The sequence below is a fragment of the Flavobacterium sp. genome, from assembly GCF_044369455.1.
Taxonomy (GTDB): Bacteria; Bacteroidota; Bacteroidia; order Flavobacteriales; family Flavobacteriaceae; genus Flavobacterium.
This window is the reverse complement of record NZ_JBIPLW010000013.1, coordinates 56,534-79,009: the sequence shown is the minus strand read 5'-3', so window position 1 is coordinate 79,009 and position 22,476 is coordinate 56,534. Positions and strand designations below refer to the sequence as shown.

Genomic DNA, 22,476 nt, shown 5'->3' with positions numbered 1-22,476 from the left:
AATGGGAGATTTGATTGGCAGATTAGAAAACACGATATTAGTTGGCTCGTTACCTTCTAGTATTCAAGAGAATAAAGTGAAATATCGTTTAAAAAAATGCTTCTTTTACAAGATGATAAGCTGTGATTGAGGCATTTTTTTGTTTGTAGTATTTGGAAATTTGAAATTATATTTTGAATTTTATGATTGTATTCGGTAGGGACAGGTAGCGACCTGTCCGTACATGAAATAGATTATATGTAATAGTATGAAAAAAAGAAAATCCATTCGTTTGAAAGGATATGATTATTCAAAGAATAATTTATATTTCATCACCAATTGTGTGAAGAATAATTTGTGCTGTTTGGGTCGTGTTATTCCCGTAGTGACAGGTCGCGACCTGTCCGTACATCACCCCGAAAATCATCACCCCGATTCAGATTATGTTGTTGAATTGAATCAATATGGATTAATCGTAAATGAAAAAATAAATTGGTTGATGCGCCAATATGAGTATGTTGATGTTCATAATTATGTGATTATGCCTAATCATTTTCATTTAATTTTAGAAATAGATTCAAGTTTGTTAAAAAATATAATTTCATCAGATGATTCCGAAGTAATAATTCACGAAATGTCCGAACAAAAAATAAAATCAGTATCAAGTATAATGGGAGCATTAAAAACCACATCTTCAAATGAAATTCGTAAATCAGGTTTTGAGGACTTTACTTGGCATCGTTCTTTTCATGACCATATCATTAGAGATGGAAACTCGTATCGAAACATTTCTAACTATATAGATTTGAATCCTAAAAAATGGATTGAAGATAGATTTTACATTAAAGATTAAAACAATTCTAATTGTGTGGGTTGTGGTGCTTTGGGTACTTCGGCTTTCCCCCAAAAATTCAAAATATTCCCAAATTGTTTATCAGTTATTCGCAACACACTTACTTTGCCTAATGGAGGCAACAAAAAATGTATCCGTTTTTCGTGAACATCGGCACTTTCGCTACTGGCACAATGGCGTACATAAACCGAATATTGCATCATACTAAAACCATCTTTCAGTAAATTGTTTCTAAAACCAGATGCATTCTTTCGGTCTTTCTTAGTCTCTGTTGGTAAATCAAAAAATACAAATAACCACATAATTCGATACCCGTTTAGTTCCATAATTTCGGGTACTTTATTTTCTTTCTGCCGCCAGTATAGCATTGCTGAAGGGAACTAGCCGTTTTTTGTAGCGCTACCATTAATGGACTTTTCTCTTCTTTAAAATAAACGGTTCGAGTGAGAATCTGTAATAATTCTGATTTCAAAACCGTGTTTAGTTCTTGTTCATCATAAGTTTGCATGAGTTCAAAAACTTTTTCATCCACAATAGGGCGAAAGGGTTCCATGATGTCATCGGCTAAAGCAAAAGCATTGTACTTGCTTTTATGGTGAATTCCGAGTGTGTTCAATAAACCACTTCCAGACAACGCTCTTGCAGTAGCCGCTCTTAATATGGCATATCCATAATTCAAAAAGCTATTGGGATAATCACCAAAACGTTCACGTTTTATTCCCCCTCTTCCGGAGGGTGTTAGGGGGAGGTTTTTCCAATACTGTGCAGCAGCAACTCCTTCCATATTAGTACTATCGCCACTCAAAACTTTACTACATAAAAAATCAAATGAATTCTTTTTTCCTGTAATTTTTTCTAACAAGATACCTTGATTGGTTATTTTTTCAATAATTGTTTGTTGCCACAATTGTTTCTTGAGGGGAACACTGGCATTGATTTGATTTTTAAAAATTTCTTGTTGTATGTGGTGGCTGTTTAGGTTTAAAAACATTCCATTAGGCAAGTGGTTTGTGTTGCAAATAATGACAGAAGAATTGTTTTCAACTATTAAATTCATTGCAGTAATGCTCAAATAAATTTCGGCATGATCAATAACTATAAATCCAATATCTTCAATAGGAATAAAACTTTCTCGAGTTTCAGATTTTATTACAAGTTGTCGGTTTTTTGTGGTCAGAGTTGCTTTGTTTTCTAGTAAAATAGTTTTTTTTATCATAATAAAATTTTTAAATAAAGTCTAATGTATTAAAAATCAAACAAATGGTTGTATTAATCTCATTAGGTTTAATTTCTCTAAGCGCTGCTTCGATTTTTTTGCCACAAACCTGTCTGCCGACAGGCAGGTTGCACAGATTTCCAAAGAGTTTTATTTTTAATTTTTTTTAACTTTTTCAATACCTCGCGGGCTTTGTCCCGTGGTAGTTTATTTTTAGCTGGTTTTTGCGTGAAGGATGGTAGTGGCATCCTTTTTTGAGGAACGAGAAAAAAGATACAACGAACAGCCTGACTGCGATGGACAAAAACAAGTTTATCAAACGTAGTTTTTGCCAATCGGAGGCACGCCCAACTAAATTGTTAAATAAAATCTTAAATGCGAAGGCAAAAATGTTAAATAATTTATCTTTGTCGACCTTAAATGATACAATGAAATTCGATTTATTACAAAAAGACCTCTATTCAAAAGCCCGTGCTGGAAGAATAACTACCGACCATGGCGTTATTGAAACCCCCATATTTATGCCCGTCGGCACGGTGGCTTCGGTAAAAGGAGTGCACCAACGCGAATTGAAAGAAGAGATTAATCCAGATATTATTCTGGGAAACACCTATCATTTGTACTTGCGTCCACAAACGACCATTCTTGAAAAAGCGGGAGGTTTGCATAAGTTTATGAATTGGGATCGAAATATTTTAACCGATAGTGGTGGGTATCAGGTGTATTCCCTTTCGGCCAATAGAAAAATAAAAGAAGAAGGCGTAAAATTTAAATCACATATAGATGGTTCCTTTCATTTTTTTACTCCCGAAAATGTAATGGAAATTCAGCGTACCATTGGTGCCGATATCATTATGGCATTTGACGAATGCACTCCTTATCCTTGTGATTATCGCTATGCACAACGCTCGATGCACATGACCCATCGCTGGTTAGACCGATGCATTAATCATTTAGAAAAAGTACCGACAAAATATGGATATGACCAAACCTTTTTTCCTATTGTTCAAGGAAGTACGTATAAAGATTTGCGTCAGCAATCAGCGGAATATATTGCTAACTCTGGGCAACAAGGGAATGCCATTGGCGGATTATCTGTTGGAGAACCCGCCGAAGAAATGTATGCCATGACCGAAGTGGTTTGTGAAATCCTTCCAGAAGACAAACCACGGTATTTAATGGGAGTTGGAACACCAATTAATATTTTAGAAAATATAGCATTGGGAATTGATATGTTTGACTGTGTGATGCCAACCAGAAATGCCCGAAACGGAATGCTCTTTACAGCGAATGGTAGTATTAATATAAAAAACAAAAAGTGGGAAGATGATTTTTCACCTATTGATGAAATGGGTCATACTTTTGTAGATACCGAATATACCAAAGCGTATTTACGACATCTGTTTGCAGCCAATGAATATTTGGGAAAGCAAATTGCAACGATTCACAATTTAGGGTTTTATATGTGGTTGGTTCGTGAAGCTAGAAAACATATCTTAGCAGGAGATTTTAGAACCTGGAAAGACATGATGGTAAAAAATATGAGTCAACGACTTTAATGTTTGTAGTTTATTGTTTGTGGTTTAGATTTAATTACCATAAACTACAAGCCATTAACCATAAACTTGAACAATGTTAAAAATTATTGACAAATACATACTCAAACGCTACTTAGTTACATTCATCGTAATGCTGCTGATGTTCATTCCGATTGGAATCGTGATTGATGTATCTGAAAAAGTCAATAAAATGATTGAAAATGAAGTGCCATTTGCGAGTATAGCCAGATACTATTTAGACTTCACGATTTATTTTGCTAATCTATTGTTCCCCATATTTTTATTCCTTTCGGTAATTTGGTTTACTTCAAAATTGGCCAATAATACCGAGATTATTGCCATCTTAAGTTCGGGGATTTCATTCAATAGATTTTTACGACCTTACATTATTGGTGCTACTATAGTATCGGTTTTTGCTTTAATATTGACCATCTTTTTAGTTCCAAAAGCGAGCGCAGGATTTAAAAGTTTTAGGTATACTTACCTCACAAATGGCGGTCGTGACGATATGCGAGACAACTCTGATGTGTTTCGCCAAATTAGTAAAGACGAATATATTTTTGTGAGTAACTTTAATCAGGCTTCCAAAATGGCATTCAATTTTTCGATGGAGAAATTTGAAGGTGACAAGTTGAAATATAAATTATTAGCCAGCAGAATTAAGTGGAATGAGAAAAACAAAAATTATACACTGTTCAATTATTCCAAAAGAAAAGTGGGCGAGTTTGGTGATATCATCGAATCGGGTGAAGTAAAAGACACTGTTTTTAAATTTGACTTAGAAGATTTAACTCCCGTAGTTTATATTGCGGAAACCTTGCCTCTAAACGAATTAAACAAGTTTATTGATAAAGAGCGAGCAAGAGGTTCTTCTAACATCAATGTGTATTTAGTGGTGCTTTATAAAAAGTATAGTATTCCGGTTTCAGCATTTATCTTAACTATTATTGCCGTAGCAGTTTCGTCTATGAAACGTCGAGGTGGAATGGGAACTAACTTGGCCATCGGAATTATTTTGGCTTTTGCTTTTGTGTTTCTCGATAAAGTGTTTGGTGTTTTGGCAGAGAAATCTGCCGCGCCGCCGCTATTGGCAGTTTGGACACCCAATATTGTCTTCGGAATTTTAGCCATTTATCTTTTGAGGAATGCGAAACGATAACCTAAAAAGTTATTTACACCTTCATTTGATTGTATTCATTTGGGGGTTTACGGCTATTTTAGGTGCTCTAATTTCGTTAGATGCCTTACCACTAGTTTGGTTCCGAATGCTTTTTGCGGTTGGCTTTATTGCTATTTATATTTACTTCAAAAAGGTATCATTAAAGATTTCTACCAAAAGTTTTATACAGTTTGTTTTTGCCGGTCTCATAATAGCATTACATTGGTTTACTTTTTTTCATGCCATCAAAATATCTAATATTTCTATAACCTTAGCCTGCCTATCAACAGGTGCTTTTTTTGCTTCATTGCTTGAACCTATTTTATACGGAAAGAAAATAGTATTCTATGAAGTTTTCTTTGGATTGCTTGTCATTGGTGGACTTTATATTATTTTTAATGTAGAAGGAAACTATTTTTGGGGTATGTTGACTGCTCTAACTTCTGCATTTCTATCAGCCTTGTTTGCCGTAATTAATAGTAAGTACGTAAAGACTCATGACGCCACCGTTATTTCATTTTATGAACTCAGTGGTGGGGTATTTTTCTTTACTTTTTTATTGTTGGTTACTCATAGTTTTTCAAGCGATTTTTTTATGCTTTCGCCAAAAGATTTTATGTATTTGATGGTATTAAGTTCGGTTTGTACGGCTTATGCTTTTATTGCCTCTACTTCGGTTATGAAGTTTTTGAGTCCGTACACCGTAATGCTTACGATTAATTTAGAACCCATTTATGGTATCATACTCGCCGTATTAATATTCGAGGAAAAAGAGAAAATGAGTTTTGGGTTTTATATTGGCGCCTTCCTTATTTTACTCACAGTGTTACTGAATGCCATACTAAAACATCGTAAAAAACTGAGCTAAAGTAGTTTACAACTAATCCTTAAAAAGTACATTTTTTCACAATATAAAATTTTATATTTGCTATTCGATTAAACAAAACAATGATCCTATGGAATATTTAGATTTTGAACTTCCAATTAAAGAATTAGAAGATCAACTCGATAAATGTCAAATTATTGGTGCCGAATCTAATGTTGATGTCACTGCTACTTGCAGACAAATTGAGAAAAAATTAGAAGAAACAAAACGAAAAATTTATAAAAACCTAACGGCTTGGCAACGCGTACAATTGTCACGACATCCGAACAGACCATACACTTTAGAACACATAACCAACCTAACTAAAGGAACATTTTTAGAACTTTTTGGTGATAGAAGCTTCAAAGATGATAAAGCAATGATAGGTGGTTTAGGACAAATTGATGGTCAATCGTTTATGCTTATCGGACAACAAAAAGGAATCAACACCAAAATGCGTCAGTTGCGTAATTTTGGAATGGCAAGTCCAGAAGGATATCGAAAAGCATTGCGCTTGATGAAAATGGCAGAGAAATTCAATATTCCTGTAGTTACCTTAATTGATACTCCTGGAGCTTTTCCTGGTTTAGAAGCTGAAGAGCGCGGACAAGGAGAAGCCATAGCCAGAAATATTTTCGAGATGTGTCGATTGAAAGTGCCCATTATTTGTGTAATTATTGGTGAGGGAGCTTCAGGTGGTGCATTAGGAATTGGAGTAGGTGATCGCGTTTTAATGATGGAAAACACCTGGTATTCCGTTATTTCTCCGGAGTCTTGCTCGTCAATTTTATGGAAGAGCTGGGAATATAAAGAACAAGCTGCCGAAGCTTTGAAATTGACTTCTGCTGATATGAAAAAAATGAAATTGGTAGACGATGTTATTCCTGAACCACTTGGAGGTGCGCATTACGATAAGGCAACAGCTTTTAAAACAGTGGAACAATATATTATTAAGGCATTTAATGAACTGAAAGATTTATCAACAGTCGAGTTGGTGTCACAAAGGATGGACAAATACAGTAAGATGGGCGAATATAAGGAGTAATTTCTTTCAAAATTCTGTAAAACCGTCTCGTCAATAACGTGGCGGTTTTTTTTTGGTTATTAACAAAAAAACGAAACTTATAAACAAACAACTTGGATAACTCAATCCCAAAAAACGGACCAAAATAGTTACTTTCGCTTTATGGAAAATCTCAGAAATATGAACCCTATAAAAGTAGATAAAACTACGATTATAAACCTTGAAAAAGGAAAGCTACCGCCACAAGTACTTGACCTAGAGGAAGCAGTGCTCGGTGCTATGATGATTGATAAAAAAGGGGTTGATGAGGTTATCGATATACTACAGCCCGATGCTTTTTACAAGGAATCACATAAGCACATTTTTGAAGCAATTTTTCAGTTATTCACAGATTCTCAGCCTATTGACTTATTAACAGTTTCGGCTCAATTAAAAAAGAATGCAAAACTGGATTTGGCAGGTGGCGATTTTTACCTAATTCAGCTTACCCAAAAAATATCTTCCTCGGCGCATATTGAGTTTCACTCTAGAATTATTTTGCAGAAATACATTCAACGCAGCTTGATTAAAATCTCCTCTGAAATCATAGAGGAATCGTATGATGAAACCACCGATGTATTCGATTTATTAGACAAAGCGGAATCTAAATTATATGAAGTAACCCAAGGAAACATAAAGCGTAGCTCCGAAACAGCACAAAGTTTGGTAATTCAAGCCAAAAAAAGAATTGAAGAAATTGCCAATAAAGAAGGATTAAGCGGCATAGCAACAGGTTTTGATAAGCTGGATAAAATTACTTCAGGTTGGCAACCAAGTGATTTAATCATTATTGCGGCTCGACCAGGAATGGGAAAATGTTTAGGAAAAGGCACTAAAGTTTTACTGTATGATGGTTCTCTTAAAAAGGTTGAAGATATTTCTGAAAATGAATTATTAATGGGTGATGATTCTACTCCAAGAAAAGTGCTTTCCATTGCCCGTGGACAAGAAAAAATGTATTGGATTCATCAAAATAAAGCCATGTCTTATAGAGTAAATGAGAGCCATATTTTATCTTTAAAAAGAAGTAGAAACGAGGGAACTCACAAGCAAGGCGATATTCTAAATATAACGGTTAAAGACTATTTAGAAAAATCGAATAAATTCAAATCAAATTATAAAGGGTATAAAGTTGGTGTTGAATTTAATGAAAAAGAACTTCCTTTAGAACCATATTATCTTGGTCTTTGGCTTGGTGATGGGCATTCATTCAGTCAAAGAATTACAAATATTGATAAAGAAATTATTGGATATTTAAACGATTATGCAACTTGTTTAGAAAGTGAATTGGTTGTATATGAACAAAAAGATAAAACTAACAATTATGCTATTGTAAATAAAAATAAATTTACTTCCGTAGAATTTACAACCTGTATTCAAACTGAATTAAGAACTTTAGGAGTACTGCAAAACAAACATATTCCAAATCAATATTTAATAAATTCAACGGAAAATAGGTTACAATTATTGGCAGGAATCATAGATTCTGATGGCTATTATACTTCTGAATTTAATTGTTTTGAAATTGTTCAAAAAAATGAAGATTTACTAAATCAAATAAAATTTATTTGTGATAGTTTAGGTTTTAGAACCTCGGTTAGAAAGAAAAAAACCTCAATTAAATCAATTGGATTTCAAGGAGAATCTTTTAGACTAAGGATATTTGGAAATCTAAATGATATTCCAACAAAAGTGGAGAGAAAAAAAGCCCGAGAATGGAATTCAAAAGTGGATTGGAAAGTAACTGGAATTAAAGTTGAATATGATAGGATTGATGATTATTATGGTTTTGAAATAGATGGTAATAGATTATTTCTTTTAGAAGATTGTACTGTAACACACAACACGGCCTTTGTATTGTCTATGGCACGAAATATAGCAATTGATTCTGGACAACCCGTTGCTTTGTTTTCATTAGAAATGTCATCAGTACAATTAATTACGCGTTTGATTTCTTCAGAAACAGGCTTGTCTTCTGAAAAATTACGAACTGGAAAATTAGAAAAACACGAGTGGGAACAGCTTTCTACAAAAGTAAAAGACTTAGAAAAAGCACCATTGTATATAGATGATTCACCTTCGCTTTCTATCTTTGATTTAAGAGCAAAAGCACGTCGTTTATCATCACAACACGGAATCAAATTAATCATTGTTGATTATCTTCAATTAATGACCGCTGGTGGTAGTAACGGAAAAGGGATGGGAAATCGTGAACAAGAAATCTCAACCATATCAAGAAACTTAAAAGCATTAGCCAAAGAATTAGGAGTTCCCGTAATTGCATTGTCCCAATTATCGCGTGCAGTTGAAACAAGAGGTTCGAGCAAAAGACCGCTACTCTCAGATTTACGTGAATCGGGTGCGATTGAACAAGATGCCGACATTGTATCATTTATTTACCGTCCTGAGTATTACAAAATTGATGAATGGGATGACGAAGAGCAAACACCAACAGCAGGTCAGGCTGAATTTATCATTGCTAAACACCGTAATGGCTCACTCGAAAGCATCCGTTTGAAATTTATAGGAAACCTTGGTAAGTTTGATAACTTAGAAGAATATGGTAGTTCTTTTGACGATTTGCCTTCCAAAATGAATCATGATGACAATCCGTTTATGACGAAAAATTTACCTTCACCCAATGAAGCTTTTGGAAGTAACATTAATAGGAATGATGACGATAGTGATGTCCCGTTTTAGTACTACGTAAAAACACTTGTTTTTTAACAGTTTTTGATTTTTATTAAAATTTATTGTTAATTTTGAGTATTATTAACTAAAAACAAGATTAATTATGTCAAATAACGCAATAGATTTAAAAGAAGCTAAAGAATGGGCACGACTTTACAGAAAAGATAATCCTGATGGAGTTATAGCATATCTAATTCCAAAAATAGATATGACTCAATTATTAAATCAAGAAGGAGTTGCAGATTTTAGAGCCTATTTGGGATATGATCCTAATATGAAAATGGAAAAATTAATGATTGTTGGGGTAGATGAAAATGGTAACGATTTAATTAATGCTCAAAAAGGAAATTTTATATACGATATGACTAGTCCTTGTCCGAAAACTTGCGATGTAACAAGTCCTCTTTTTAATCTTGATACTCAAGAAAAACAATAAATGCTGAGTAAGTGATTATAATACTTGGAATTATATTATTGCTAATTAATTGTTTCTTATTTTTTATAAGTATGAGTAAAAAAGCAAAGACTTACAAAGTTTTTGCTTTTTATCTTTTAATAATGGCTATAATTCAAATAGCTTCATTGGTAACATCTAAACTAAAAATACATAATATTTTTTTAACTCATTTTTATTTTGTTACACAGTTTCTTATATTAAGTTATTTTTACTTTTTATTATTGATAGATTTAAAACAAAAGTTATTAATTAAGATAATTACTCCATTAGTTATAACCAGTCTTATTATTTATTATTATAACTATCCTCTTGATTTTTATATATTTAATCCATTTGAAATTTTTATAACTTCTTTGCCTTTAGTCATTTATACTACATTTCATCTGTATAATTTATTAAACCAAGATAAAAAGTTTTATTATATCAATTTAGGATTGTTAATTTATCTTTTCGGAAGCACTTTAGTTTTCTTAACAGGTAATTTGCTTTTACTTATAGATGGAAATTACGTTTTTGATATTATATGGAGTTTTAATGAATACATTTATGTAGTTTATCAGTTATTAATCTTAAAAGATATTTATCCTTTATCTAAACAATGGAGACCAAGTCTGAAATAATAAGAATTTTTATTTATACTTTTTTAGCTTTCATGACGATGGCCACAGTGCTAGTATTTTTTTTTTATTTTTCACGAAAAAAAATCATTAAACAAGAAATAGAAAAAAGGAACTTAGAAGTTAATTATCAGAAGGAAATTTTAAAAACGGTTATTTTAACTCAGGAAACAGAACGAAAAAGAATTGCTCAGGATTTGCATGATGAAATTAGTTCAAAATTGAATATAGTTTCTTTAAATAGTCATTTGTTAATTAGCCCTAATTTATCGGTTTCAGAAATCAAAGAAATAACGGCAAATATTAATAATTTAACATCGACTGCATTAGAAAGTTCAAGAAGAATTGCCCATGCTTTATTTCCTCCAGTTTTTGAAAAATTTGGACTTGAAGCAGGAATTCAAGAATTAATTGTTGAGTATAAATCAACAAATAAATTCGATATTCAGTATTCTAACCAATTAAATTTAAATGAATTTAATAAAAATACACAACTTGGGCTTTTCAGGGTTTTACAAGAATTACTTCATAATACACTAAAACATGCAGTTGCTAATACAATTAATATAACTTTTTTTAGAGAAAAAGACACTTTTTGCTTACTGTATACTGATGATGGAATTGGTTTTAAAATTTCTGAAGACAAGAAAGGAATGGGTTTAATCAACATTGATAGCAGAATAGGTTTGCTCAATGGAAAGTATTTTATAAAAACAGCTCCAAAAAATGGATTTGAAATTAAAATAATCTTTAATGATTTATGAATAAGATAAAATTACTTTTAGCAGATGACGAAGAATTGTTTCGGAAAGGAATTAGTTTTTTACTACAAAGGCATGAAAATATCCAAATTCTTTATGAAGCAGATAATGGAAATGAAGTTGTAGAATACCTAAAATCGAGCTCAATTCATCCCGATATCATACTAATGGATTTAAAAATGCCACTGCTAAATGGAGTTGAGGCAACAAAACTTATCAATAAAGAATTTCCTTCTATTAAAATCATTGCTTTAACAAGTTATAATACTAAATCTTTTATAGCAAATATGATTGATATTGGAGCTGCCTCTTATATTGTTAAAAACTCATCGCCTGAAGAAATGATTACTACAATTAATCAAGTAATCGAAAAAGGATTTTACTATAACGAAGTGGTATTGAATGTAATTCAAGAAAATTTAATTAATAATAGAAAAAATATTTTTTTTGAAGAAGTTATTTTAACAAAAAGAGAAAGAGAAATTTTAGAATTAATATGCAATCAAAAAAGTACTCAGCAAATAGCTGAAAAGTTATTTATCAGTCCAAGAACTGTTGAAGGTCACAGAAATAATTTATTATTAAAAACAGATTCCCAAAATAGTGCAGGTTTGGTTGTTTTTGCGATTCAAAATAAAATAGTTATTTTATAAAAAAAAACGTGAGTCTATTATAAAATAAAGCTCACGTTCACCACAATTATAAGTTCAGTCTCAATTTAACCTATAATGATTTTTATACCTATTATACAACTAAATACAATTAAAGCAGCCAATATTACTAACCCTATTTTACTTACTATACTTAAACTTTTTATTGGATCTTCCATATGAAATAAAATTTATACAGTTATTATTTATCAAAAATAAAAGGAATATTTTAGGTGGTTATACGTATTTTCACCTGTTTTTTAGAAATTTTTTATGATTTTTTGTTTTTTATTCTACTGATAAAAGACGTATCTTCGATTAGTGTTATTTTATTACAAATGAATTATATAAAGACTATTTTTTTGTTAGTTGGATTGCTCTATTTTTCTATAGTCAAGGCGAATTTCATTTTGTTGCCAATGGACGAATCGACGCAAAAAAATCATTTAAAAGCATATGGAATTACCTATTGGGCATTGGACAAACAATTCAAAGCCAGTTGGTTATTAAATTACCGAGGCGGTTCTTTTCTTTTACCCGATATTCCAGAAATTAGAAAAGAATGTCAAATTCGTGGCGTTAGTTTTGAAATTTTATCCGATGCCGAGATGCAATCAATTTTAGCCGATATTTCAAGTCCATCCCAAAATATGGAAACCGTAGTTTTGGAAAAAGCACCAAAGATTGCTGTGTATTCTCCACCCGGAAAGCAGCCATGGGATGATGCCGTGACGATGGTTTTGACGTATGCCGAAATCCCTTTTAAAGTTGTTTACGACGAACAGGTTTTGAGTGACCAATTACTTTTATATGATTGGTTGCATTTGCATCACGAAGATTTTACAGGACAATATGGTAAATTTTATGGTGCCTATCGAAATGCACCATGGTACATTGAACAAAAAAAGGATGCTGAAGCATTAGCAGCCAAATTGGGTTATGCCAAAGTTTCTCAGGATAAACTGGCTGTAGCCAAGAAGATTAGAGATTTTGTTATTGGCGGTGGATTTATGTTTGCCATGTGTTCAGCCACCGATAGTTTTGATATTGCCTTAGCGGCTGATGGTGTTGATATTTGTGAGCCGATGTTTGATGGCGATGATAGCGAAGCCAACTATCAATCGAAAATTGATTATTCTAAAACCTTCGCTTTCAAGAATTTTATTTTGGATAGAAAGCCAGAGCATTATGAGTTCTCTGATATTGATATGACTGAAAAACGTCGAATTCCGTTTGAGAAAGATTATTTCACTTTGATGGAATTCTCCGCAAAATGGGATGTGATTCCAACTATGTTATGCCAAAACCACACTCAATTGATCAAAGGGTTTATGGGCCAGACAACAGCTTTTGATAGTGAATTGATAAAGTCGAGTGTACTGGTTTTAGGAAAAAACGAATTAAATGATGAAGCGCGATATATTCATGGACAAAAAGGAAAAGGATTTTTCACTTTTTATGGTGGTCATGATCCTGAAGATTACCAACATAGAGTAGGAGATGAGCCAACTGTTTTAGATTTGCATCCTACTTCCCCGGGGTTTCGATTAATATTGAATAATGTGTTGTTTCCAGCTGCTAGAAAGAAACCGCAGAAAACATAGATTTTTACTAAACTTTAATATCTTTAATTATTTCCAAATGATGTTTGGTATGCAATTCCAAAAGCCATATCGAGGTTTTTAAATTCAAATTACCAAAGTAGGGATGCATAAAAAAATTATTCGATTCAAGATTTTCTAATTCGATTATACGCTTATTCGCAATTTCTAATTTTGAATTTAGAACTTCAATTGAAGATGTTTCAGTCGGTTGAACTGCTTTTGGTGCTTTTCCTTTTCCTCTTGGAAATTTATTGATAGTTTGAATATATGTCCGTTTCCAATTAAACTTCCATTTGTATTCTTGAGGATTTGAGTTTTTTAATTGAGCCACAATGCTATTAATAACGATAAGACTATGGTCGATATGCCAACCAATTGACGATTGCGAAACAGCAACGTTAGTCTTTTCAAAATCTATAATATGAGATTCTAGTTCGTCTAATACTGATTTAAGTTTGTTCATTAATTTTAAAATTTGTAATCCGAAACTATACGATTGGGATTTTGTTTTTTATTCTTCACTTTCTTTGTCCAAATACTCTTGCACAATTTCAATGGCATTTGTTACGACATCACTTAATGCGGTAATAAAACTTCCATCTTCAGCATTATCAATAGCATGTTTGATTGCTTCTACTTCTTTCTTGATGATTTCATGAGTTACGGTTCTACCACTTTCAGCAATACCTTTCATGATTAAACCAATGATTTCTTCTTCGGATCTACCCCGTAAGTGTTTTTCTTGTCGGATGATGATATGGTCAAACATTCTGGCTGCTATAGAAGCACATTCTTTAATATCTTCATCACGACGGTCACCAACACCGGCAATGATTCCGATTTTTTTGGTAGCTTCGACGGAACTTAAATATTCTTCAACACCTTTATATCCGGCAGGGTTGTGAGCAAAGTCAATTAATACTTTGAATTTTTTGAACTCGAAAATATTCATCCTTCCTGGTGTTTGTGCCGCACTTGGAATAAATGTTTGTAATGACAAACTAATGTCGTCAGTTTTAAATCCTTGCAAATAACTCGCCAAAGTGGCTGCCAAAACATTAGCAATCATAAACTTGGCTTTTCCGCCCATCGTTAACGGTACATGAGTTGCTCGTTCTACTCTAATTTTCCATTCTCCTTTTTTGATGGTAATGAATCCGTTTTCGTATACGGCTACAATTTTACCTTCTTTAGAAAACTGCTTTGCTTTTGGATTGTTTTCATCCATACTAAAGTAGGCCACATTGCAACTTAGTTCATTTGCAATTTTTAAACATTGTTCGTCTTCGGCATTTAAAATGGCCCAGCCGTCTTTTTTAATGCTTTTTACAACGGTACTTTTCACTCGAGCCAAATCATCTAAAGTATGAATATCGCTTAAGCCCAAATGGTCTTCTTGAATATTAGTGATAATTCCGATATCGCAACGGCTAAATCCAAGGCCAGAACGAAGAATTCCGCCACGAGCGGTTTCTAAAACAGCAAATTCAACTGTTGGATCTTTCAATATGTATTCGGCAGAAATGGGTCCAGTAGTATCTCCTTTTTCCATCATGTGGTTTTGTACATAGATTCCATCTGATGTAGTGAAACCTACTTTATAGCCATTATTTTTTACAATATGAGCCAATAATCGTGTGGTAGTTGTTTTACCGTTGGTTCCAGTCACGGCAATGATTGGAATACGACTTGGTTTTCCCGGAGGATAAAGCATGTCAATAACGGGAGCAGCCACATTTCTTGGCAATCCTTCAGAAGGAGCCAAATGCATACGAAAACCAGGCGCAGCATTCACTTCAAGTATGCAACCGCCATTTTCTTTGAGGGGTTGTGTTAAATTTTCGGCCATGATGTCGACACCACATACATCCAATCCAATGACGCGAGAAATGCGTTCGCAAAGAAAAATATTTTCAGGGTGCATCATATCGGTGACATCTATAGAAGTTCCACCTGTACTTAAGTTAGCAGTTGATTTTAGATAAACTACTTCGTCTTTTTTGGGAACTGTTTCTAAAGTGTAATTCAATTTTTCTAGTAAATCAGTTGTGTCTCTGTCGACATCAATTTGAGTTAATACATTTTCATGACCGTAACCACGACGTGGGTCTTTATTGGTTTCGTCAATTAATTGTTGAATCGTATGTTTCCCATCTCCTTTTACGTGAGCGGGTTCTCGTTTAGCGGCTGCCACTAATTTATTGTCAATTACTAAAACCCTGAAGTCGAACCCTGTGATGAATTTTTCAACAATAACGCGGTGACTGTATTTTTTGGCGTATGCTAATCCTTCAACGGCATCTTCCCATTTTTTTACATTAATAGAAGCGCCTTTTCCATGATTCCCATCTAATGGTTTTATCACAATTGGGTATCCTATTTTTTTGATTACATCCGTTAAGTCCTCTTCATCAACACAAATACCACCGTTAGCTACTGGAATGGATGCTGCATCGAGCATTTTCTTCGTTTGTTCTTTGTTACAGGCAATATCTACCGCAATGCTGCTGGTTTTACACGTTATAGTAGCTTGAAAACGCATTTGATTGATTCCATACCCTAACTGAACTAATGAGTTTGTTCCCAATCGAATCCATGGAATATCTCGGGAAACGGCTTCTTCAACGATACTTCCTGTTGATGGACCCAAACGAACACGTTCTCTAATTTCACGCATTTTTTGAATATCAGCTTCGAGATCATAATCGGTTCCAGCGATTAAAGCTTGTGCAATGGCAACGGAACTTTCGGCCGCAAATAGTCCGACATTTTCTTCGGTATAACTAAAAACAACATTATATATTCCGGGTGTTTTGGTTTCACGTGTTCTTCCAAAACCCGTTTCCATCCCGGCTAAGGTTTGAATCTCTAAGGCAATATGCTCAATCACATGTCCCATCCAAGTGCCACGTTCTATGCGCGAAAAGAATCCACCGCGAACACCTTCAGAGCATCGATGCTCAATCATTGTTGGAAACATTGCTTCTATTCTTTCACGAAAACCTTCAATTTTATTGGTTGGAAATTGTTCCATTTCTTCCAAATCAAGGCGCATTTGGATTAATTTTTTGCGTTGAACACTCCAAATATTTGGACCACGAAGTGCTTGAATTTTATCTATTTTCATGATTGGGAATAATTTGTAATAGTAATTAGTAATGATTTTGTTAAAAATAGGAAATTTTTAATGGTGACTTCTATTTTTTTTGAAGAAATGGCAAAAAAACACAACATATCTAATCTTTTTTTTTAACTTAAATTGATTTCCAGATTTTTAGTAAGTAAAGTAAACGTTCTAATTAGCCCCGACCTGCCTGTCGGCAGGCAGGTGTTAGTTGAAATCCTTTTTTCGTGTTCTCGATACTTTTAAAATAAAATCGAACTGACGAAAAAAGATTGGAACGGACAGCGGGAGTAAAAGTTCTAGGTAATTGAAAACGTTTTGCTCCTATTACTTAATAAAATCGACGATTTTTTGATACAAATCAGCGTCGTGCATGCTGTGTCCTAATCCACTGGTTTCTATGTAGGTGGCGTTTTTCCAGTTGTTGGCATACTTGCGACCTTCATCAATTAGCACTACTTTGTCTTCCGAATCATGAGCGATAAATGCTTTTTGAGAAAAGTTTTGGGCAAATTTGTGTGCTGCAAAATCATTGATATTGATATTGAATTTTTCAAAATAGAGATTTTCTAAACTTTCTTTAATTCTATTGTTTAAACTTAAAAGGTTTATATAATTGTCTGCGATAATTTTGAAATCTGATGGTGCGCCAAGAAGAATTACTTTTTCGATTGTTTTATCCTTGTATTTGTTGAGATAAAAAGAAATTGCAGCTCCGCCAATAGAATGCCCGATAATCGTTTTTGGTTGGTATTTTTGGGCAACAATAGTAATGTATTCTGCAAATTTAGGCGCGTTGAATTCAGTACCTTCGCTTAAACCATGAGCGGGACCATCTATAGCAATAATGGTTTTTCCTAAAGGTTTTAAATGTGCTAGTAACTTTTTCCAGCGGGAAGCATTGCTTTCCCAGCCATGAATTAAAAAAATTACTTCTGAATTTCCTTTCCAAATATAGGTTTGAAACTTTTCATTGTTGTATTCAAACGTTTCCAGTGTTGCGCTTTGCAATGTTTTTGGTAATTCTTCTTCTTTTAGCTTTCCTTTTCTGGGTTTACTAAAAAGTTGGTAGGCTTTGTTTTTAGCTTTTTCAGCATTAACATAGCTTAGACAGTTAAGATAAAAGCCTATTGCTTTAGTGATAATAAAAAATTGAATTTTTTGCATAAAAAAATCCCGTCTCGTTTGCCGAACGAGACGGGATTAGTATATTATAGGTGAGCAAATAATTTTTGCATTTTTTCTCTTTCTTCTTCAGCCAATGAAGCATCAACTAAGATTCTTCCTGAATGCTCATCGGTGATGATTTTTTTTCTTGCTGCAATTTCAACCTGTGTTTGAGGTGGAATTGTAAAGAACGAACCAGCCGAAGCACCACGCTCAATAGAAACTACTGCTAAACCATTGCGAACACTAGAGCGAATTCTTTTGTAAGCGGCTAATAATCGTTCTTCGATTTGTGCTTCAAATTCAGCTGATTTCTCCATTAAGAAACCTTCCTCTTTTTGAGTTTCAGCCATGATATCACTTAACTCTGCTTTTTTGTGTTTTAGATGAGCTGTTTTTTGATCTAATTTTTCTTTAGAATTCGCAATCACTTCTTTTTTGTGCTCTATAGAAGCTTTTAATTCTTTGATTTGTTTTTCAGCCAATTGAATTTCTAATTCTTGAAATTCTACTTCTTTGGTTAACGAGTTAAATTCTCTATTGTTACGAACATCTTTTTGTTGCGTAGTATATTTCTTTATCGAAACCTGATGCTCAACGATTGCATTTTTTTTCGTGTTTATTTGCTCTTCAATAGCAACCAAATCCGATTTTAATTTATCTAAACGAGTACTTAAACCAGTAACTTCATCTTCTAAATCTTCCACTTCTAAAGGCAGTTCGCCTCGTACATTTCTGATTTCATCAATTCTAGTATCTATGATTTGTAGGTCATAAATTGCTCTTAATTTGTCTTCAACATTTAGTTCTTTTGTAGTCGCCATATTTTATAAGTACTTTACTGGATTTGTATTTTCTTCGGATAAAATGATCCTGCCTGCCGGCAAGGCAGATGCAAAATTAGGGATTTTTTTCTTAAGAAAATCAACAATATAATTTTTTGTACATCTTTCACTTTCAAAGTGGCCGATGTCTGCTAAAAGAAGCTGGTTTTCAGCTTCATAAAAGTTATGATATTTCAAATCGGCGGTTAAAAAAACATCCGCTTTTGCTTGAATGGCATTGGTAATTGCAAAACTTCCGGAGCCACCAAGAACCGCAACTTTTTGAATCGATTTCCCAATAAAAGCGCTATGACGAATGCCACCACATTGCATTTTATCTTTTACAAATGCTAAAAACTCGTTTTCATTCATTGGTGTCTTAAGTTCTCCTATCATGCCGAGACCAATATTTTGATGCGCATTTTGTAAATCATAGATTTCGTAGGCTACTTCTTCATATACATGATTGGTAAACAAGGCTTTTAAAACTTTGGATTGCAATTGTTTTTCAAAAGTGACTTCAATTTTAATTTCTTCGTTTTCTACAAATTCGAAACGATTACCAATTTCGGGATTGCTGTCTTCGTTGCCCATATAGGTCCCAATTCCTTTAGAATTGAAACTACAATCTTCATAGTTGCCAATTTTTCCGGCACCGGCATTAAATAAAGCATTGCGCAGGGTTTCTACGTTTTCGGGAATGGTATACGTGACCAGTTTTTGAATGAAGTTTTGTTTTGGGATTAATATTTTGGTCTTGACTAAGTCCAAAGCATCTGAGAAGATTTTATTAACCCCAAGTTTGTGATTGTCTAATGCTGTATGAACGGCATAAATGGCAATATCATTTTTAATAGCTTTCAATACGGCGCGTTCCACATAATTCTTTCCTGTAATTTTCTTTATACCTGAGAAGATGATAGGATGGAAGCATACCACCACATTGCATTTCTTTGTAATAGCTTCTTCGATTACATTTTCTAAAGCATCGTGGCACACGAGAATTCCAGTTGCTTCAGCATTCGCATCGCCTACGAGTAATCCTACGTTGTCAAAATCTTCGGCGTATGCCAAAGGTGCCATTTCTTCTAGGATTAAGAGTATTTCTTTTAGTTTCATTTCTTTATCTGCTAACTGTTTACTGAACTCTGAATACTGATTAAGTCGCCCATTCGTTTAACGTTTCTTTTATGATCCATATCCCATTTACTTTTTCAAACAATAAAAAACTGCCATTATTATGTTCGATGTTTCTATAGAAAGCAATTTTTACTAAAGCAAAATTGTTGCTTGCAAAATAGATAGGTTTGCTGACAATCATTAATCTTTGGTTGTTTTGATTCTTTCTATCGGAAACTATTTTATACTCTTCAAAAGATAAGCACGCGTTGACTTTACTTTTTAAATATTGATTTTGGTTGTTAAATAAAATGGTATAGGCAGCAGACCAATCTTCATCTAGGGCAACGATGATTTGCTTTTTGATTTCGTCTGCATTCTTTTTTAGCAAATCGTTTTTGGAAATCACTTCTAAAACTTCCTCGTTATTGGGTGCTTTTTTGCAGTAAAAGCTTAACAGTTGTAATCTTCCTTTGGCAATTACTTTTTCATTTTTATAGTATTTGGTAAAAATCACTTTAAGTAATGCAGCATTATCTGTTTCCTGTGCGAAAGCTATTGGAGAAAACAGTAGTGATAGAACGAGCAGTGTAAAATAATAATGTTTCATAAAATAAAGACAACTAGAATAATTTTCATTCAAAGATAAAAAATCGTTACTTTCGTACTATGATTTTGTTGCGAAAATTACTCTTTCCTCTTGCCATAGTATATGGTTTTATCACTTTTTTAAGAAATTATCTTTATGATAAAGGTATTATAAAATCATACGCTTTCGACATTCCGGTAATTGCGGTTGGAAATTTGAGTGTGGGTGGAACGGGCAAGACGCCGCAAATCGAATATTTAATTCGGTTGCTTTCTCCCAATTACAAAGTGGCTACTTTGAGTAGAGGATACCAACGCAAATCAGAAGGTTTTGTTTTGGCTGATGAAAATTCCAATGCTGAAATTTTGGGAGATGAACCTTATCAGTATTATACCAAGTTTACTACTATTCAAGTAGCTGTTGATGCAGATCGAAAAAATGGAATAGAGCAGCTTTTATCTCAATCTGCAGCACCAGAACTCATTTTATTAGATGATGCGTTTCAACATCGAAAAGTAAAAGCGGGATTTTATATTTTATTGACGTCTTATGATGATTTGTTTTGTGACGATTTTATGTTGCCCACAGGAAATCTACGTGAAAGTATAAGTGGAGCGAAAAGAGCGAACGTAATCATCGTGACCAAATGTCCTTCAAAAATTACGTTATCAGAACAAGAAGAAATCAGTAAAAAGTTGAGAAGATCCTTCCTTCGTAAGGATGACAAGTCAGTGACAATCTTTTTCAGTTGTATTGATTATGATGATAAAGTATATAACACTAACGAAAGTATAGCAGTAAACGATTTAAAATCAATACCAAAAATTTTACTGGCGGGCATAGCCAAACCAAAACCTTTTTTTGAATTTTTACAATCTGAAGGCGATGAAATTATGACATTTCCAGATCATCATCATTTTAGTGAAAACGATATTAATGCCATTAAAAACAAAGCCAATGACAAAATCATCATCACAACTGAAAAAGATTTTGTACGTTTGAAAGCTAAAATTTTAAAAAAACAACTATACTATTTACCAATACAGAGCCAAATGGTAGCCAACCAAGACGCTTTTGACCAAACTATATTAAATTATGTGGGAACTTGTACAAGAAACCGTTGATTATATAAAAAACAAAACCAATTTCAGTCCAGAATACGGTGTTATTCTAGGTTCGGGATTAGGCAGTTTTACCGATGATATCAACATCGAACAAACATTGCCTTACCACGAAATTCCAAATTTTCCTGTTTCTACGGTTCAAGGACATAAAGGCGCACTTGTTTTTGGGACTATTGGAGATAAAAAAGTGATGGCAATGCAAGGGCGTTTTCATTTTTATGAAGGATATGATATGAAACAGGTAACATTTCCTGTTCGTGTGATGAAATATCTTGGCGTTACTAAACTAATTGTATCTAATGCTTCTGGTGGTGTGAATTCAGATTATAAAGTGGGTTCAGTAGTGATTATCAAAGACCATATCAATATGTTTCCGGAACATCCGTTACGGGGCAAAAATGAGGAGCGATTTGGACCACGATTTTTGAATATGAATGAAGCATATAATAAGGCTATGATTACTAAAGCAAAATCAATAGCTGCTGAAAACGGTATTGCGGTTCATGATGGAGTTTACTTAGGTTTGCAAGGACCAACTTTTGAAACGTTTGGTGAATATAAAATGGTAAAAATTCTGGGCGCTGATTGTGTTGGAATGTCAACGGTTCCCGAAGTTATTGTGGCACGACATATGGGTATTGACTGTTTTGGATTATCTGTAATTACCGACATGGGTGATGTTGAAGCCAGCATGGAAGAAGTAAGTCACGAAGAAGTCTTAAAAGCTGCCGCCAAAGCAGAACCTCACGTTAGAAAATTAATAAAGGAATTAATTCTTCAGTTCTAAAAAGGATAATCACTTCGTGATTTTTAAAGTTGTAAACGGTAGTTTTTGATTTTAAAAATACCCCCGAGTCTTTGGTCGAATATACTAAAGCTAATCGAGAAGCTAAAATTATCTCATGGTTCTCGATACTCCCGAAGCTTCGGTTGTATTTTACTATGTTTCATAAAAACCACTCGAATAGACCATGTTTTCTAACTCAACAGAATATAATAGGACGTATTATCAACTTCTGTATGGATTTTATTATCAAAGAGGACTAAGGGAATAC

At 33.5% G+C, this 22,476-nt stretch carries 21 protein-coding genes; 13 read left to right on the top strand and 8 right to left on the bottom strand.

The window, feature by feature from the left end:
* Positions 1 to 247: 247 nt before the first annotated feature.
* Positions 248 to 832 (top strand): transposase, encoded by a 585-nt coding sequence (locus ACIQ2L_RS11825; protein WP_396159045.1) that lies wholly within the window; start codon positions 248 to 250, stop codon positions 830 to 832.
* Here the strand turns inward: ACIQ2L_RS11825 and cas2 are convergent.
* Positions 829 to 1,134 (bottom strand): CRISPR-associated endonuclease Cas2, encoded by a 306-nt coding sequence (gene cas2, locus ACIQ2L_RS11820; RefSeq protein ID WP_396159043.1) that lies wholly within the window; start codon positions 1,132 to 1,134, stop codon positions 829 to 831. The genes ACIQ2L_RS11825 and cas2 overlap by 4 nt on opposite strands.
* A 14-nt stretch (positions 1,135 to 1,148) precedes the next feature.
* Positions 1,149 to 2,048, bottom strand: a complete 900-nt coding sequence (gene cas1, locus ACIQ2L_RS11815) for a type II CRISPR-associated endonuclease Cas1 (protein ID WP_396159040.1) — start codon at positions 2,046 to 2,048, stop codon at positions 1,149 to 1,151.
* Positions 2,049 to 2,476: 428 nt separating this feature from the next.
* Here cas1 and tgt point away from each other — a divergent pair, with 428 nt between their 5' ends.
* From tgt to ACIQ2L_RS11765, 10 genes are all read left to right on the top strand, one after another.
* The gene (tgt, locus tag ACIQ2L_RS11810) at positions 2,477 to 3,607 is read left to right on the top strand and encodes a tRNA guanosine(34) transglycosylase Tgt (protein WP_396159051.1); all 1,131 of its coding nucleotides are present in this window, start codon (positions 2,477 to 2,479) and stop codon (positions 3,605 to 3,607) included.
* A gap of 73 nt (positions 3,608 to 3,680) precedes the next feature.
* Positions 3,681 to 4,766, top strand: coding sequence for an LptF/LptG family permease (locus tag ACIQ2L_RS11805; RefSeq protein WP_396159037.1), 1,086 nt, complete (start codon positions 3,681 to 3,683; stop codon positions 4,764 to 4,766).
* Positions 4,753 to 5,634 carry a DMT family transporter gene (locus ACIQ2L_RS11800; RefSeq protein ID WP_396159034.1) on the top strand — a complete coding sequence of 294 codons (882 nt, stop codon included), beginning with the start codon at positions 4,753 to 4,755 and terminating at the stop codon, positions 5,632 to 5,634. Before ACIQ2L_RS11805 ends, ACIQ2L_RS11800 begins: the two co-directional genes overlap by 14 nt.
* An 88-nt stretch (positions 5,635 to 5,722) precedes the next feature.
* Entirely contained in the window at positions 5,723 to 6,676 is a 954-nt protein-coding gene (locus ACIQ2L_RS11795; protein WP_396159032.1) for an acetyl-CoA carboxylase carboxyltransferase subunit alpha, read from the top strand.
* A 159-nt stretch (positions 6,677 to 6,835) separates the two neighbouring features.
* Positions 6,836 to 9,394: a replicative DNA helicase gene (dnaB, locus tag ACIQ2L_RS11790; RefSeq protein WP_396159030.1), complete on the top strand. Its 2,559-nt coding sequence runs from the start codon at positions 6,836 to 6,838 to the stop codon at positions 9,392 to 9,394.
* A 94-nt stretch (positions 9,395 to 9,488) separates the two neighbouring features.
* Complete coding sequence (locus ACIQ2L_RS11785; protein ID WP_396159027.1) at positions 9,489 to 9,821, top strand: hypothetical protein; 333 nt, start codon at positions 9,489 to 9,491, stop codon at positions 9,819 to 9,821.
* Between the two features lie 71 nt (positions 9,822 to 9,892).
* Positions 9,893 to 10,462 (top strand): hypothetical protein, encoded by a 570-nt coding sequence (locus ACIQ2L_RS11780; protein ID WP_396159025.1) that lies wholly within the window; start codon positions 9,893 to 9,895, stop codon positions 10,460 to 10,462.
* A gap of 38 nt (positions 10,463 to 10,500) precedes the next feature.
* On the top strand, positions 10,501 to 11,223 hold the full coding sequence (locus ACIQ2L_RS11775; protein WP_396159023.1) for a sensor histidine kinase: 723 nt from the start codon (positions 10,501 to 10,503) through the stop codon (positions 11,221 to 11,223).
* A complete protein-coding gene (locus ACIQ2L_RS11770) occupies positions 11,220 to 11,873 on the top strand; it encodes a response regulator (protein ID WP_396159021.1) in 654 nt (217 codons plus the stop codon). The genes ACIQ2L_RS11775 and ACIQ2L_RS11770 overlap by 4 nt, the downstream gene beginning before the upstream one ends.
* Positions 11,874 to 12,208: 335 nt before the next feature.
* Positions 12,209 to 13,474, top strand: coding sequence for an asparagine synthetase B (locus ACIQ2L_RS11765; RefSeq protein WP_396159019.1), 1,266 nt, complete (start codon positions 12,209 to 12,211; stop codon positions 13,472 to 13,474).
* A 7-nt stretch (positions 13,475 to 13,481) separates the two neighbouring features.
* Here the strand turns inward: ACIQ2L_RS11765 and ACIQ2L_RS11760 are convergent, their stop codons facing one another.
* From ACIQ2L_RS11760 to ACIQ2L_RS11735, 6 genes are all read right to left on the bottom strand, one after another.
* Positions 13,482 to 13,937 carry a DUF1569 domain-containing protein gene (locus ACIQ2L_RS11760; RefSeq protein WP_396159017.1) on the bottom strand — a complete coding sequence of 152 codons (456 nt, stop codon included), beginning with the start codon at positions 13,935 to 13,937 and terminating at the stop codon, positions 13,482 to 13,484.
* A 48-nt stretch (positions 13,938 to 13,985) separates the two neighbouring features.
* Positions 13,986 to 16,601 (bottom strand): cyanophycin synthetase, encoded by a 2,616-nt coding sequence (cphA, locus tag ACIQ2L_RS11755; protein WP_396159014.1) that lies wholly within the window; start codon positions 16,599 to 16,601, stop codon positions 13,986 to 13,988.
* A 324-nt stretch (positions 16,602 to 16,925) separates the two neighbouring features.
* The gene (locus tag ACIQ2L_RS11750; protein ID WP_396159012.1) at positions 16,926 to 17,765 is read right to left on the bottom strand and encodes an alpha/beta hydrolase; all 840 of its coding nucleotides are present in this window, start codon (positions 17,763 to 17,765) and stop codon (positions 16,926 to 16,928) included.
* Positions 17,766 to 17,809: 44 nt separating this feature from the next.
* On the bottom strand, positions 17,810 to 18,589 hold the full coding sequence (locus tag ACIQ2L_RS11745) for a zinc ribbon domain-containing protein (protein WP_396159010.1): 780 nt from the start codon (positions 18,587 to 18,589) through the stop codon (positions 17,810 to 17,812).
* 3 nt (positions 18,590 to 18,592) lie between these two features.
* Complete coding sequence (locus ACIQ2L_RS11740; protein ID WP_396159008.1) at positions 18,593 to 19,708, bottom strand: Nif3-like dinuclear metal center hexameric protein; 1,116 nt, start codon at positions 19,706 to 19,708, stop codon at positions 18,593 to 18,595.
* 40 nt (positions 19,709 to 19,748) lie between these two features.
* Positions 19,749 to 20,318, bottom strand: a complete 570-nt coding sequence (locus tag ACIQ2L_RS11735; protein WP_396159006.1) for a hypothetical protein — start codon at positions 20,316 to 20,318, stop codon at positions 19,749 to 19,751.
* Positions 20,319 to 20,377: 59 nt separating this feature from the next.
* Here ACIQ2L_RS11735 and lpxK point away from each other — a divergent pair, with 59 nt between their 5' ends.
* Together lpxK and ACIQ2L_RS11725 are read left to right on the top strand one after the other, a co-directional pair.
* Positions 20,378 to 21,421, top strand: a complete 1,044-nt coding sequence (lpxK, locus tag ACIQ2L_RS11730) for a tetraacyldisaccharide 4'-kinase (RefSeq protein ID WP_396159004.1) — start codon at positions 20,378 to 20,380, stop codon at positions 21,419 to 21,421.
* Entirely contained in the window at positions 21,393 to 22,208 is an 816-nt protein-coding gene (locus ACIQ2L_RS11725) for a purine-nucleoside phosphorylase (protein WP_396159002.1), read from the top strand. The genes lpxK and ACIQ2L_RS11725 overlap by 29 nt, the downstream gene beginning before the upstream one ends.
* Positions 22,209 to 22,476: the final 268 nt, after the last annotated feature.